Annotated in this window: 10 protein-coding genes; 1 reads left to right on the top strand and 9 read right to left on the bottom strand. The window is 70.5% G+C overall.

What is annotated here, in order from left to right:
• Window positions 1–248: 248 nt before the first annotated feature.
• The 5 genes from pstB to mshD form a co-directional block, all read right to left on the bottom strand.
• Window positions 249–1,025, bottom strand: a complete 777-nt coding sequence (gene pstB, locus ACQPY4_RS04360; protein WP_433332646.1) for a phosphate ABC transporter ATP-binding protein PstB — start codon at window positions 1,023–1,025, stop codon at window positions 249–251.
• A gap of 54 nt (window positions 1,026–1,079) precedes the next feature.
• Entirely contained in the window at window positions 1,080–1,985 is a 906-nt protein-coding gene (pstA, locus tag ACQPY4_RS04355) for a phosphate ABC transporter permease PstA (RefSeq protein ID WP_433332644.1), read from the bottom strand.
• Window positions 1,982–2,962 (bottom strand): phosphate ABC transporter permease subunit PstC, encoded by a 981-nt coding sequence (gene pstC, locus ACQPY4_RS04350; RefSeq protein WP_433332642.1) that lies wholly within the window; start codon window positions 2,960–2,962, stop codon window positions 1,982–1,984. Before pstC ends, pstA begins: the two co-directional genes overlap by 4 nt.
• Window positions 2,963–3,054: 92 nt before the next feature.
• A complete protein-coding gene (gene pstS, locus ACQPY4_RS04345) occupies window positions 3,055–4,167 on the bottom strand; it encodes a phosphate ABC transporter substrate-binding protein PstS (protein ID WP_433332640.1) in 1,113 nt (370 codons plus the stop codon).
• Between the two features lie 355 nt (window positions 4,168–4,522).
• The gene (gene mshD, locus ACQPY4_RS04340) at window positions 4,523–5,404 is read right to left on the bottom strand and encodes a mycothiol synthase (protein WP_433332638.1); all 882 of its coding nucleotides are present in this window, start codon (window positions 5,402–5,404) and stop codon (window positions 4,523–4,525) included.
• A gap of 117 nt (window positions 5,405–5,521) precedes the next feature.
• On the opposite strand from mshD, the gene ACQPY4_RS04335 reads away from it, so the two are divergent.
• Window positions 5,522–7,204 carry a bifunctional metallophosphatase/5'-nucleotidase gene (locus ACQPY4_RS04335; RefSeq protein ID WP_433332636.1) on the top strand — a complete coding sequence of 561 codons (1,683 nt, stop codon included), beginning with the start codon at window positions 5,522–5,524 and terminating at the stop codon, window positions 7,202–7,204.
• A 64-nt stretch (window positions 7,205–7,268) separates the two neighbouring features.
• On the opposite strand, the gene ACQPY4_RS04330 is transcribed toward ACQPY4_RS04335, so the two are convergent.
• From ACQPY4_RS04330 to ACQPY4_RS04315, 4 genes are all read right to left on the bottom strand, one after another.
• The gene (locus ACQPY4_RS04330) at window positions 7,269–8,429 is read right to left on the bottom strand and encodes an anion permease (protein ID WP_433332634.1); all 1,161 of its coding nucleotides are present in this window, start codon (window positions 8,427–8,429) and stop codon (window positions 7,269–7,271) included.
• A 2-nt stretch (window positions 8,430–8,431) separates the two neighbouring features.
• Entirely contained in the window at window positions 8,432–9,049 is a 618-nt protein-coding gene (locus tag ACQPY4_RS04325) for a DUF47 domain-containing protein (RefSeq protein ID WP_433332632.1), read from the bottom strand.
• Between the two features lie 362 nt (window positions 9,050–9,411).
• Window positions 9,412–9,612: a hypothetical protein gene (locus ACQPY4_RS04320; protein ID WP_433332630.1), complete on the bottom strand. Its 201-nt coding sequence runs from the start codon at window positions 9,610–9,612 to the stop codon at window positions 9,412–9,414.
• A 156-nt stretch (window positions 9,613–9,768) separates the two neighbouring features.
• Window positions 9,769–14,091 carry an AAA family ATPase gene (locus ACQPY4_RS04315; protein ID WP_433332628.1) on the bottom strand — a complete coding sequence of 1,441 codons (4,323 nt, stop codon included), beginning with the start codon at window positions 14,089–14,091 and terminating at the stop codon, window positions 9,769–9,771.
• Window positions 14,092–14,156: the final 65 nt, after the last annotated feature.

Genomic DNA, 14,156 nt, shown 5'->3' with positions numbered 1-14,156 from the left:
CCGCCGCCGGACCCGCCATTGATGGACTACTCATCTTGAGTGAGATGCAGATTAGTGGGAGTAGCATGCAACATCAGCGCAGTGGGTGCAATACTTCTCTCGCGGAAACACCGGGAAGCACTAAGGCCCGGGCTCGTGGAGAGCCCGGGCCTGGCGTTCTTGTGGCCCGCCGGTGCCGTCCGGCGGGCCTATGTTGGCGTCCGCCGGAGCGGACGGAGACGTTCGGTCCGCTCGCGCGGACGGGGGGATCAGCCGAAGCGGCCGGTGATGTAGTCCTCGGTGGCCTTCATCTCCGGGTTGGTGAAGATCGTGCTGGTGTCGTCGATCTCGATCAGCTTGCCGGGCTGGCCGGTGCCGGCGATGTTGAAGAACGCCGTGCGGTCGCTCACGCGGGCGGCCTGCTGCATGTTGTGCGTCACGATGACGATCGTGTACAGGTTCTTCAGCTTGGCGATGAGGTCCTCGATCGCCAGCGTGGAGATGGGGTCGAGGGCCGAGCAGGGCTCGTCCATCAGCAGCACCTGGGGCTTGACCGCGATCGCGCGGGCGATGCAAAGACGCTGCTGCTGGCCGCCCGACAGGCCCGCTCCGGGCTTGCTGAGGCGGTCCTTGACCTCGTTCCACAGGTTGGCGCCCTGGAGCGACTCCTCGACGATCTCGTCGAGCTGCCCCTTCTTGCGGACCCCGTTGAGCTTCAGGCCCGCCGCCACGTTGTCGTAGATCGACATCGTGGGGAACGGGTTGGGGCGCTGGAACACCATGCCGACAACGCGGCGGACGGCGACCGGGTCGACGTCCTTGCTGTAGAGGTTCTCGTCGTCCAGCAGCACCTTGCCCTCGACGCGGGCGCCGGGGATGACCTCGTGCATCCGGTTCAGGGTGCGAAGGAAGGTGGACTTGCCGCAGCCCGACGGCCCGATGAACGCCGTCACCGAGCGCGGCTCGACCGTCATCGAGATGTCCTCGATGGCGTGGACCCCGCCGTAGTAGGCGTGCAGTCCGGACACTTCGATCCGCTTGGCCATGGGGTTGATGCTCCTATCGGGGTCTTTCGTTAGGTCGTGGGGGGACGCGCGCGCCTAGCGGCCCGCGCGCGGCTTGAACCTGCGGGCCACGAACCGGGCCCCGAGGTTGAGCAGCATGATGATGACGATGAGGGTGAGCGCCCCGGCCCAGGCGCGGTCGATCGCGTTCTGGTTGGGGTCGGCCGCCTGGTCCCAGATGAAGGTCGGCAGGGAGCCCTGCGGACCGTCCAGCGGGTTGGTGTTGATCGCCTTGGTGATGAAGATCGTCAGGATCAGCGGCGCCGTCTCGCCCATGACGCGGGCGATGGCCAGCATGACGCCGGTGATGATGCCGGTGAGCGCGGTCGGCAGGACGACGAAGCAGACCGTCCGCCAGCGCGGCACGCCCAGCGCGTAGGACGCCTCGCGCAGGTCGTTGGGCACCAGCTTGAGCATCTCCTCGGTCGCCCGCACCACGGTCGGGATCATGAGGATCGTCAGCGCGAACGAGCCGGCCAGGCCGGAGTACTCGAAGCCGAAGGTCAGCAGCCACAGCGCCAGGATGAACAGACCGGCCACGATGGACGGGATGCCGGTCATGACGTCGACGAAGAAGCTGATCGTCTTGGCCAGGCGCTTGTTGTCGCCGTACTCGATCAGGTAGACGGCCGTCATGACCGCGATCGGCACCGCGATCACCGTGGTGATCGCGACCTGCTCCAGGGTGCCGATGATGGCGTGGTAGGCGCCGCCGCCGGCGTCCTTGCCCGCCACGCCGTTCATCGAGAACTGGAAGAACTGCGCGTCGAACCGCTTGGCGCCGTTGACGATGACCGTGTACAGCACCGAGATCAGGGGGATGACCGCCAGCGCGAACGCCACGTAGACCAGGCCCTGGACGACCCTGTCCTTGACCTTGCGGCCGGTGGAGACCGAGCCGATGGAGGCGTTCCTCGGGGCGGACTTGGACAGGGAGGTCACACGAACTCCTTGCGCCGCGCGACGATGGCCCGCGCGGCCATGTTGACGATCAGAGTGATCACGAAGAGGACGAGGCCGGAGGCGATCAGCGCGCCCCGTCCGGTGTCGCCCGCCTCGTTGAAGCCCCGCACGATGTTGGCGGCGAAGGAGTTGCCGCCGTCCTCCAGGATGTGGACGTTGATGCCGGGGACCGAGGTCAGCACCATCGCGACGGCGATCGTCTCGCCCATGGCGCGGCCGAGGCCGAGCATGGACGCGGCGATCATGCCGGAGCGGCCATAGGGGAGGACCGACATGCGGATCATCTCCCAGCGGGTCGCGCCGAGCGCCAGCGACGCCTCGACGTTGGCCTGCGGCACCTGGAGGAAGACCTCACGGGTGACCGACGAGATGATCGGCAGGATCATGATGGCCAGCACGACGGACGCGGTGAAGATCGAGTTCTTGCCCGGGCTGTCGCCGCCGAACAGCGGGATCCAGCCGAGGGCCGAGTTCAGGAACTCCACGACGCCGCCGATGTGGGGGGCCAGCACGAGCACGCCCCACAGGCCGTACACGATGCTGGGCACGGCGGCCAGCAGGTCGACCACGTAGCCGAGCGTGGAGGCCACGCGGCGGGGCGAGTAGAACGCGATGAACATCGCGATCGCCACCGCGACCGGCGTGGCCATCAGCAGGGCCATGAACGAGGAGACCAGCGTCCCGAAGGCCAGCTGCGCGATGCCGAACCGCGGCGGGGTCGCGTTGGGGTTCCACTCCTCGGCCGTGAGGAAGCCCGCCTCGTTCTTCTGCAGGGCCGGTATGGCCTTCCAGATCAGGAAGACGGCGATGGCCGCCATGATGGCGAGCACGAGGATTCCCGAACCGCGCGCTGCGCCCGCGAAGATCCGGTCACCGGCGCGTCCGGTGCTCATGCGCTTGCCGGTGGCGCGGTGTCTGGCGCCGGCGGTCGCCTCGACGCCGGTCTCGCTGCTCACGGGGGGTCCTCCTCGGGTGTCTTCGGCAGAACCCAGCTCTGCCCCGCCGCCGTTCTCGCCGGCGACGGGGCTGCTGGTGTTCGGGTCAGAGGTCAGGACAGGGCCTTGACGGACGCCTGGACCTTGGTCTGAACCGCGGCGGGCAGCGGCGCGTAGCCGATGCCGGACAGGACCTTCTGGCCGTCCGCGCTGGCGGTGTAGGTCAGGAAGGACTTCACGAACTTCGCCTGCTCGGCGGGCAGGCCCTTCTCGCACGCGATCTCGTACGTCACCAGGACGATCGGGTAGGCACCCGCCTCCTTGGTGGTGTAGTCGATCTTCATCGCGACGTCGTTGCCGGTGCCGACGATCTCGGCGCCCGCGATGGCCTTGGAGGCGCTGTCGGCCGAGAGGGCGGTGTACTCGCCCGCGCCGTTCTTGACCTTGGCGGTCTGGAGCTTGTTGGTCTCGGCGTGCGACATCTCGACGTAGGAGATGGCGCCGGCGTCCTGCTTCACGCGGGTGGTGACACCGGCGGACTGCGGGGCGCCCTGTCCGGCCGAGGCGATGGCGTCAGGCCACTTCTTGGCCTTCTCCCACTTCCAGATCTTCGGCGCGGTCTTGTTCAGGTAGTTGGTGAAGTTGTCCGTCGTGCCGGACTCGTCGGCACGGTAGATCACCTTGATCGCGGTGGACGGCAGCTTCGCGCCGGAGTTCTCCTTGGCGATGGCCGGGTCGTTCCAGGTCTTCACCTTGCCGGAGAAGATGTTGGCCAGCAGCTCGGGCGAGACCTGGATGCCGTCGACGCCGGGCACGTTGTAGACCACGGCCACCGGGCCGACGACCATCGGCAGGTTGAGGGGCTTGGCGCCGCCGCAGCGCTTCTGCGCGGCCGGGAGCTCCTCGTCCTTCAGGGCGGAGTCCGAGCCCGCGAAGGCGACCTGGTTGTCGCTGAAGGACTTGATGCCCGCGCCCGAGCCGGTCGCGGCGTAGTTGAGGTTCGCGCCCGCGCACTTGGAGGCGTAGATCTTCGTCCACTCCTCGATCGCGTTCTTCTGCGCGCTCGAGCCGGCGGCGTTCACCGTGGCCTTGGCACAGTCGATGTCGCCCGTCGGGGCGGCACTCGAACTCGAGCTCGTGTTGTCGTCGCTCCCACAAGCACTGAGTGCCAGAGCTCCCGCGACGACAACGCCGCCGAGGGTGGCCAGACGAGAAACGTTCTTCACCGGAGGGTCTCCTCTTAGTTCGTCAGCGGTGTCCCAACTGCGGAGCTGGAGTCATTTGTCCAGGTAGTAGGGCCACCGTCCGAAGCGACGCTAAGCAGGGGAAGTAACCAGTCACCCTGGTCCAGATGAACAGAACATGAACGAGGCCGGGCGGCCCTCGGAAGACTGCCTCGATTCGGCGTGACGCGAGGGTTAACACTGCAGGTCAACCAGGCCGAAACGCCTATAAAATCTATCCCCGAAGACATAATGGGGCGCGATCGTGATCAGTCGTCCCACCTGCGGGTATCCGACCCTACGTGACCGGGCGGTCGCTGTTCACCGGCGGGCCGGTCAACGACCGGGGTTAAACGGGTCAACGAGGGGTGTCGGCGCCGTACATGACGTCGACGGCGTGACGGGTGAACCCCAGCGACTCGTAGAGCCGGACGGCGGCGGCGTTCGACTCGTCCACGTACAGCAGGACGTGCGGCACGCCCCGGTCCCTCAGGTGGCGCAGGCCCGCCAGCGTCAGCGTGCGGCCCAGACCCAGGCCCTGGGCGTCCGGGTCCACGCCCACGACGTAGACCTCGCCGAGGCCGTCGGGGTGCACCTTGGTCCAGTGGAAACCGAGCAGCGTCCCCTCGCGTTCGGCCAGGAAGAAGCCGGACGGGTCGAACCACGGCTCGCGCTCGCGCTGGAGCAGGTCGTCGATCGTCCAGGCTCCCTGCTCGGGGTGGTGGGCGAAGGCGCGGGCGTTCACCCGCAGCCAGGCGTCCTCGTCCTCACCCGGGACGAACGTGCGCAGCCGGACGCCCTCGGCCACGGCGGCGTCGGGAAGGGGCCCCGGACCGGGGCGGCGCATCTGGAACAGCACGCGGACGCGGTCGAGTCCCTCGGAGCCCGCCAGCTTGGCGGCGGCAGCCAGGTCCCCGTGGGCCCAGACGCGCAGGGAGCCGCCCGCCGCCGTCAACAGGGCGCGTAGCAGGGTGCGGCCATGCCCCCGGCGCCGGTGGGACGGGTGGACGACGAACTCCCCGGCCGCGCTCTCGCCGCCGGTCGCCGGATCGAGATGGGCGTAGGCCACGATCGCGCCGCCGGAGACGACGGTCAGGCCGGGGGCGCCGTTGCGTAGGGCGAGCAGGGCGTGCTCGGACAGGGGTCCGACCCCGTCGGCCGCCGCGGCCGCCTCGACGAGCTCCAGAACCTCGGCGATCTCCGCCTCCGGCAGTGCCGCCGGTCCCCGCGCCTCACTCATGATCGACAGCTTATGCGGCCCCCGACATGGGATCTCACTGCCCTTCTTGCGCTAAACGTCATAAAAACGTCATTGGGCGGCGGGGAACGCCGGGCGCCTCGCGCCTAGGGTGCCTCCATGACTCGACGATCCATGATCCTGGCCCTCGCCGTGGCCGGGCTTTCGGGCGTCGCGGCGGTCGCGCAGCCGGCCCTCGCCCGTCCCGCCCCCACGGCCGACGTGCGCCTGCTGTCGCTGAACGACTTCCACGGCAATCTGGAGCCCGCCACCGGCAGCTCCGGGACCGCCATCGACGAGAGCGGCGCGGCCGTCCCCGCGGGCGGCGCGGCCTACGCGGCCACGCACCTCAAGCGGCTGGGCAACCGGAACTCCCTGACCGTGGCGCAGGGCGACATGATCGGCGGTTCGCCGCTGATCTCCGCCGCCTACCACGACGAGCCGTCGGTGGAGTTCCTGGGCAAGGTGGGCGTCACCGCGTCGGCCGTGGGCAACCACGAGTTCGACGAGGGTTACAAGGAGCTCCTGCGCATCCAGAAGGGCGGCTGCCACCCCACCGACGGCTGCTCCCCCGCGGGCAAGTGGAAGGGCGCCGAGTTCGACTACCTCTCGGCCAACGTGCTGAAGGAGAAGAACGGCAAGACCCTGCTCAAGCCCTGGACGGTCCGCCGGGTCAACGGCGTCAAGGTCGGGTTCATCGGCGTCGTCACCAAGACCACCCCCACCATCGTCAGCGCCGACGGCATCAAGGGCCTGCGGTTCGAGGACGAGGTGGTCGCCGCCAACCGCTCGGCGCGCGAGCTGAGGAAGCGCGGCGTCAGGGCGATGGTGCTGCTGGTCCACGAGGGCAGCAACGTGCCGCAGAACCAGCGGCCGGACGCGTGCGGCGTCGCCCCCGAGAGCGCCGGGACGCGCATCGCCCAGGACGCCGACCCCGAGATCGACATGGTGCTGTCGGGCCACACCCACCAGCAGTACCTCTGCACGCTCAAGGACCCCGACGGGCGGCCGCGCCTCTACTCGTCCGGCTCCTCGTTCGGCAAGGTCATCACCCAGGTCGACTTCAAGGTGGACAAGAAGAGCGGCGACGTCGTCCGCTCCACGGTCGTGGGCGACAACCACGTCGTGACGCGGGACGTCCCGCCGGACCCGGCGACCGAGAAGTTCGTCCGGACCTGGAAGGAACGGACGGCCGCGATCGCCGACAAGCCGATCGGCAAGATCACCGCCGATCTGGACCGCAAGCCCTCCCCGACCGGCGAGACCGCGCTCGGCGACGCGATCGCCGACCTCCAGCTCGCCTCGATGAAGGACAAGGGCGCCCAGGTCGCGCTGATGAACCCGGGCGGCGTCCGCGCCGACCTGACCTTCAAGGCGTCCGGCTCCGAGGGCGACGGCGTGGTGACCTACGGCGAGGCGTTCGCCGTCCAGCCGTTCAGCAACGTCATGGGCCAGGTCACGCTGACCGGCGAGCAGCTGGACAAGCTGCTCGAGCAGCAGTGGACGGGCGCCGGTGAGAAGATCCTCCAGCCCTCGGCGACGCTGCGCTTCGCCATCGACCGCGCCCGGCCGGTCGGGGACCGGGTATCCGCGATCACCATCGACGGCAAGCCGGTCGACCCGGCCGCCTCCTACAAGGTCGCCGCCAACAACTTCCTGCTCGGCGGCGGTGACGGCTTCACCGTCTTCAAGGACGGCAAGGACCAGGTCCTCGGCCCCGTCGACCTGGACGCCCTGGTCACCTACTTCGGCGCCAACTCCCCCGTGGCCCCGCCGAAGCTGGACCGCATCACCGGCAAGTAACCCGAAAGGCTGGGGCGTCCTCCCGGGGACGTCCCAGCCCGGCCGGTCCCAGAGGGTCAGGCGCTCAAGCGCCGAAGAGGTGGACGAGCCAGTAGACGATGGCGGCCACGGCGGCGGCCATCGGCATGGTGAGGATCCAGGCGGTGACGATGTTGCCCGCGACGCCCCAGCGCACGGCCGACAGGCGCTTGGTGGCCCCCACACCCATGATCGACGAGGTGATCGTGTGGGTGGTCGAGATTGGAGCGTGCCAGACATAGGCGGCCGCGTACAGGATGACCGAAGCGGTGGCCTCGGCCGCGAACCCCTTGGGCGGGTCGAGCTCGATCACCTTGCGGCCCAGCGTCCGCATGATCCGCCAGCCGCCCGCGTAGGTGCCCAGCGACAGCGCGCCCGCACACGACAGGATGACCCACAGCGGGACGCTGTCGCCGTCGGAGTGACCGGTCGTGACCAGCGCCAGCACGATGATGCCCATCGTCTTCTGCGCGTCCTGAAGGCCGTGGCCGAGCGCCATCGAGGCCGCCGAGAGCGACTGGGCGATGCGGAAACGGCGTCCGATCTTGGCGGGATGGGCGCGGCGGAACATCCACAGCAGCGCCACCATCACCGCGTAGGCCAGGAAGAACCCGACGACCGGCGAGATGACCATCGGGATGGCGACCTTGTCGACGACCTTGTCCCAGTTGACCGAGGAGGCCGAGGCCAGCCCGGCCCCGACGATGCCGCCGATCAGGGCGTGCGAGGACGACGAGGGCAGCCCGAAGTACCAGGTGATCAGGTTCCAGGTGATCGCGCCGAGCACCCCGGCGGCCACGACCGTCAGGCCGTGCAGGCCGGTGGGCGGGGTGATCACCTCGCTGACGGTCTTGGCGACCTCGACGCCCAGCAGCGCCCCGAGCATGTTCATCAGGGCCGCCATCAGCAGCGCGGCCCTCGGGGTCAGCGCCCGCGTCGACACCGAGGTGGCGATCGCGTTGGCGGCGTCGTGGAAGCCGTTGGTGTAGTCGAAGACCAGCGCGATGACCACGACCAGGACGAGCACCGCGGCCTGGGCGTCGGACCGGAGCCCGACCGCGCCGGCCACCGTCACCAGCAGGATCCCGCCCAGCAGCCCGAGCCACGCCAGGCCGGGGACCCTGCGGGTCGCCTGCTCGGCCAGCGTCGCGTCGGCGCCGCCGGTGCGGGTCTCCTTGGTGAGGGTCGCGGCCGGCTCGCCGGTCACGCTCATGATTCCTTGACCGCGATGGTCTCGACCGTGTTGGCGACGTGCTCGAAGGCGTCGGCGGCCTCTTCGAGCCGGTCGATGACCTCCTTGAGCTTCATCACCGTCAGCGCGTCGTACTCACCGCTGAAAAGGCGTGCCAGCAGCTTGCGGTAGACCTGGTCGCCCTGGTTCTCCAGCCGGTTGATCTCGATCCAGTACTCGTTGAGCTCCTTCATCGAGCGCAGCCTCGGCATCGCCTCGGCGGTCAGCTCGGCGGCACGTTCCAGCACCTCCACCAGGTGGACGATGTCCTTGGGGAACTCTTCGATCTTGTAGAGCACGACGAGATCGGCGGCCTCCTCCATCTCGTCCATCACGTCGTCGATGGTCGAGGCGAGCCGGTAGATGTCCTCACGGTCGAAGGGCGTGATGAACGTTTCGTTCAGCCGGCGCATGATCGCGTGAGTCATTTCGTCGCCCGCGTGTTCGCAGGCGCGCATCTTCTCCGCGATCGCTTCCCGGTCGGCACCGTCACTGATGAGCTCCACGAGCAACCTGGCGCCGGTGACCAGGTTGTTCGCCGAGTCGGCGAACATGTCGTAGAAGCTGTCCTCACGCGGCGTGAGACGCAAGCGCACGTCGTTCTCCTGAAGTGCCGGAACAGTCCGCAGAGGATCGTAGGCGCAACCAGCGGTAAAAAGAACCTTTGCCCCGCCTTTGGCTGCTGTCCGCCATCCTCTCACCTACAAGATTGCCCTAGATCACCGGATGCACACCCGCGACACACCCCGGCGCACAAAGGGATGCGGGGTGGTCTCGTCCCCAGGAATCCGGCGTTGCGGGACGGACGGGCACGAAGAGTGAGATGCGTTACACCCTCGCGGAGATCAACCGGGGCGCCGGGCAGCCGGATCCGGCCGTTGGCCTGGACGGCGGTTTCGGGTGGTGCGAACGCGTGAGCCGGGGGCACCGGTCAGGGCGACCCCGGCTCGTGACGGGACTACTGATCCTGCGGCGTCAGCTCGCGACGACCGGCCACATCGGACCCGACCCCGAGCACCATGTCGATCTCCGTGAGGGTGAGCGGCCTCTCGGCCGCCGCCACCGCACTGAGAATCTCCGCATAGAGCTCGATTTCGTCCAGAGCGACCCGGTCGTGGACGCGCAGATCGAGATTCGGTTGCTGGCGCACCGCGTCCACCTCCGTTCGTTCCCCACACCCACTATCGAGGCTACGCGCCTCGGCTTCCCCGGCACATGACCCAAGAGGGCCATTCGGGGGCCACTCTCTTTGCTGGTCTTCCCGGGTAAGGCGACTTGATGCGGTTTGCCGCCCAAGAGGGCCGGATGGAGCCGGTCAGCCCCGCTCGCGGAAGTCGCCCATGAACTGTTCGAGGGGCGAATCGGGCAGGTCACGGGCCGTGAGGCGCGCGACGGTGGCCGCGTTGACATCGGCGCCGGTCAGCCGCGCGGCCTGGCGGGCCACGGTCTGCTCGAACAGCTGCCGGACGGTGCGGGCGAAGGCGAACGACGGGTCGTCGCGCAGCCGCTCGAAGCGGTGCAGCAGCTCGACGCGCAGCTCCTCGTCCAGCATGTAGAGATCGCGCTCGGCGTACTTCTGGAACAGGCCGACCAGATCGCGGTCGCCCATGCCCTCGAACGCCAGCGTCCGGACGAACTCGGCGCCGAACCTCGGGTTGCCCGCCAGGAACCCCTCCATCTCGGCGGCCGGGCTGGAGCAGACCACCATGAACCGGTCGCGGCGCTCGCGCATGGCGCGCAGCAGCTCGTTCACCACCGGCGGCGACCGGTCGAGCAGATGGGCCTCCTGGATCAGCAGGACGCCGCCCAGCGCCTGGTCGACCATGCTCGCGACCCGGGTCTCGGTGTCGACCTGGTCGCGTCCGGCCAGGTGGATCGGGCGGCACGCGACCACGTGACCGGAGTCGAGCAGGCCAAGCGCCGCGTAGGCGCCGCCGATCAGCCCCGCCACCGTGGTCTTGCCCGTCCCGGACGGCCCCACGAAGGCCAGGTGCTGGCCCTGCTTGGACCGCATGCCGTGCCGCGCCCGGTCGGCGGCCAGCCCGGCCTCGTCGATCAGCTCGCGGACGGCGTGCTTGACGTCATCGAGCCCGATCAGCTGGTCGAGCTGGCGCAGGAAGCCGTCGACGTCGCCGGGCGGGCGCAGCGCGGGCTCGATGCCCTCGGCGACGCCGGTGAAGTCGTCCGGGGTCAGCACGAGACGGTCGCGCGAGGCGCCCGCGCGTTCGAGATGCCGCTGGCACGCCTGGTCGAGATAGGTCTCCACCAGCCTGGCGTTGACCAGGTCGCCGGGGCCGCGCAGCCGTTCGAGGTCGGCGCGGGCGACCTCGAGCGCGGACGCCCCGACGGTCACGCGCCGCTCGTCGGAAAGGACGTGCAGCAGCGTCATCCGGTTGTCGAGCTCGGACAGGTCGGGCAACCGGTGCACCCGGAACGTCTCGACCAGCCGGGGATGGTCCTTGAGCAGGCGCTTGTAGGCGCGCGGCTCGCAGGTCGCGATCAGCGCCGTGGACGCGGCCGGGCTCTTGCGCGCCTTGCGGACGGCGGTGGCCACGGCGGCCGGGTCGAGCGACCCGGTGACGGCGACGTCGAGCCGCTCGAACAGGATGGCCGGGCCCGGCTGGGCCAGGATTCCCGCCATCCGGTCGACCGGGGCGTCGCGGACGTCCTCGGCGTCGTGGGCGCGGATCGAGCCGTCGCCCAGGCCCGCGTCGGCGAGGGTCAGCGCGATCAGGCGGGCCAGGCGCCGCTGCCCCGTGTGCGGGTTGCCCACCAGCAGGATGCTGGGGGCGGCGACCGTGCCGCCGTCCACTCGGGTCGACTCGATGGACGGGCCCTGGTCGACGCGGGTCGACTCCACGTCCCCGGCCGCCGGGGCCTTCCACTCCTGGGCGCGCGTGCGCAGCTCGTCCAGGAGCCTGCCCGCGTCGTGCTCGCCGGACACGAAGCTGATCCCGAAGCGGTCGAGGATGCGCCGGTCGGTGCGGTCTTCGGGCGGCGGGATCTGGTGGACGGGCGTATCGGGGGACGGGGTGTCGTCGAGGAAGTCGAAGTCGCCGACCATGGTCTCGGACATGATCCGCGTGCCCGGCCCGGCGTCGCCCTTGGGCGGCCCGGCGGGGCGGCCGAGAGCGGCCTCGGCGACCGCGTCCTCCAGGTCGCCCGGCCCGAGGACCTTGGTGTGCGGGTTGCCCGCCGGTGGGGCGGGCGGTACGGGCTGGTGCGAGGCGGCGGGCTGCTGCTGGGCGGGCTGCTGCTGTTGGACGGCCCCCGGGCCTTCCATACGGGTGGCGTAGGGGTTGACCTGCTGCGGGGGCGGCGGCTGCTGGGAGGCGGCAGGCTGCTGCTGCGCGGGCCCCGGCTGCTGCACGGGTGCCGGGGGCGGCGCCATGCCGGGACGCTGGAAGCCCAGCTCGGTATAGGGCGGAGCGACGTTCTCGCTCTGCTGCTCCTCTTCCTGCGGGTCGGGGCGCCCGTACTGCTGAGGCGGCTCGGGCTGGGCCGCCGCCGGGTTCGGGGGCGGCGGCTGCATCTGACCGGGCGCGTCCGGCATGACGAACGGCGCGGCCCCGCCACCGGGCTGCTGCGGCCCGGCCTGCTGCTGATGCGCGGCGGGCTGCTGCTGATGCGGCGCCGCCGGGTTCGGAGGCGCGGGCTGCGCGAACGCGGCGGGCTGCTGCTGCGGCGTGGGCGGCTCAGGTTGAGCGAACGCCGCAGGCTGCTGCTGGTGCGGCGTGGGCGGCTCGGGCTGCGCGAACGCGGCAGGCTGCTGCTGCGGGGCCGGCGGCGCCGGGGGCTCGGGGTGAGCGAACGCGGCGGGCTGCTGCTGGTTCGGCGCTGCCGGGTTCGGGGGCGGAGGCTGAAACTGCCCGGGCGGCTCGGGCATGCCGAACGGCGCGGGCTGACCGGGTTGCATCGGGCCGGCGGCGGGCATCCCCGGCCTCTGGAACCCCAGCTCGGTGTAGGGCGGGGCGACCTTCTCCTCCTGCTTCTCCTCCTCGGCCGGTTGCGGATCGGGGGCGGCGAACGCCGCCTGCTGCCCGACGGGCTGGGCGGGCGGCTGGGCCGGGGAGAAACCGGGGACGTCGCGTCCACCCGGTTGGGCGGGCGGCTGGACGAAGGGCTGGTCGGGCGGGCTGGGAAGCCCCTGCGGCTGAGGCGGCGCCCCCGGAGGCAGACCGGGCTGGCCCTGGGCGCTGAAGGGCGAGGGCTGCTGGTTGATACCGGGCGCGGGGGGCGGCGTCACCGTCTTGGCCTTCGCGGTGGCGCGGACCCGGTCCGCCCCGATCAGCCCGGCGATAACGGCGTTGGGGACGGGGAACCCCCGGGGGCGCGCGGGCATGCCGCCCGCGAGCCTGCACCAGGCCAGGTCGAGCTCGTACATCGCCGCGAGCAGCGTCGGCGCCCGTTCGCCCGCGCCCGAGCGCAGCGGCTCGGACAGCTCCAGGTCGATCGGCCACAGGCGGCGCAGCGGATGGCCGTTCTGGTCGAGCACGGCCTGCACCGTGTAGCGGATCTCCGGGTCGAGCCAGGGAACGATGTTGCCCGCCACGTCCTTGCGGATGACGCCCAGGTCGGCCGCCAGCAGGGCGGCCGCCACCAGCCGGGGCTCGATGTAGGCGGGGTCGATGGGCGAACCGGCCATGCCCGCGACGACCTCGGCGAGCGAGTAGAAGGCATGGCGGAAGTTGTCGCCCGGCGAGCTCTCGTTACGAAGCGCGGGGACCAGGTTGGGCGGGCAACGCGTCAGCCACTGCTGGGCGATGGCCTGGTCGCCATAGGGCAGCGCCCCGTAATCGACGGTCGGGTTGCTGAGGGTCGTGCTCAGGATCGACAGCAGCGCGTCCGCCCGGATCTGGAACCGGGGGTCCTCACGCAGGGCGCTGGCGACGGCCCACATCGTCCTCAGGACGACGACGGCCGCGTCCACCCGGCTGGCCCGCAGGCGCTCGGCGTAGAGCCCCACGAGCAGTTCCAGGGGCGGCGGGGTCAGCCAGCGCGGGCCGTCCACCCCGGGGAGGGGCTTGGCCCGGTACGGCTTCCAGAGGTCGAGCATCTGGCGGTCGAGCCGCGAGTCGAACGCCGGGGCGGCCGCGCACCACAGCATCACGCCCCAGGAGGCCACCACGGTGGACGGGGTGGACGGCGTGAACTCCGGCCACCAGTGCGGGTACTCCGCCACCGGGAGGGCCGACGCCGAGTCGACGGTCGCGCGGACCTTCGAGGTCAGGTCGGGCGCGAAGCCGTTGCTGACGAACGGCAGCGGCGTCGGCGGGTCATAGGAGAAGTCGGGCCCGGCCGGAAGGACATGGGGCGGGAGAGGCGGGGGCGCGGCGCCCTGGGGAGTGCGGGCCGCCATCCTGATCGCGGGCGACATGGGCGGCGGGCACAGGTACCACTGGCCGTCGGACGGGTGCAGGCGGTACCACCGGGCCCAGGCGCCGAACAGCCACCACGTGCCGTCCGGCAAGACGAGCAACCGGCCGCTGATGGCGTGCTGGCGCTGCTGAGGAGGCGCCGACGGCCACCATCCGGCGGCCACCATCGCCCTCGTGTCGCGCTCTGCCGCCGCGAACGGATCCTCCCCCACGGGGGCGCTGGGCGGCGGAGCACTGCCATAGCCCGGTCCCCACACCACGCGTTCATGGTAGTCAGGAGACGGGACCGAGCACGCCCCGCAACCGGTGAAGTCTCCCGTTTGCG

The sequence above is a fragment of the Spirillospora sp. CA-294931 genome, assembly GCF_050946795.1.
Classification (GTDB): Bacteria; Actinomycetota; Actinomycetes; order Streptosporangiales; family Streptosporangiaceae; genus Spirillospora.
This window is presented reverse-complemented; position numbering and strand designations above follow the sequence as displayed.

What these genes read in the sequence shown, in the direction of transcription:
- pstB (WP_433332646.1), bottom strand. Translation starts at nt 1,025, where the DNA reads ATGGCCAAGCGGATCGAAGTGTCCGGACTGCACGCCTACTACGGCGGG.
- mshD (WP_433332638.1), bottom strand. Translation starts at nt 5,404, where the DNA reads ATGAGTGAGGCGCGGGGACCGGCGGCACTGCCGGAGGCGGAGATCGCC.
- ACQPY4_RS04335 (WP_433332636.1), top strand. Translation starts at nt 5,522, where the DNA reads ATGACTCGACGATCCATGATCCTGGCCCTCGCCGTGGCCGGGCTTTCG.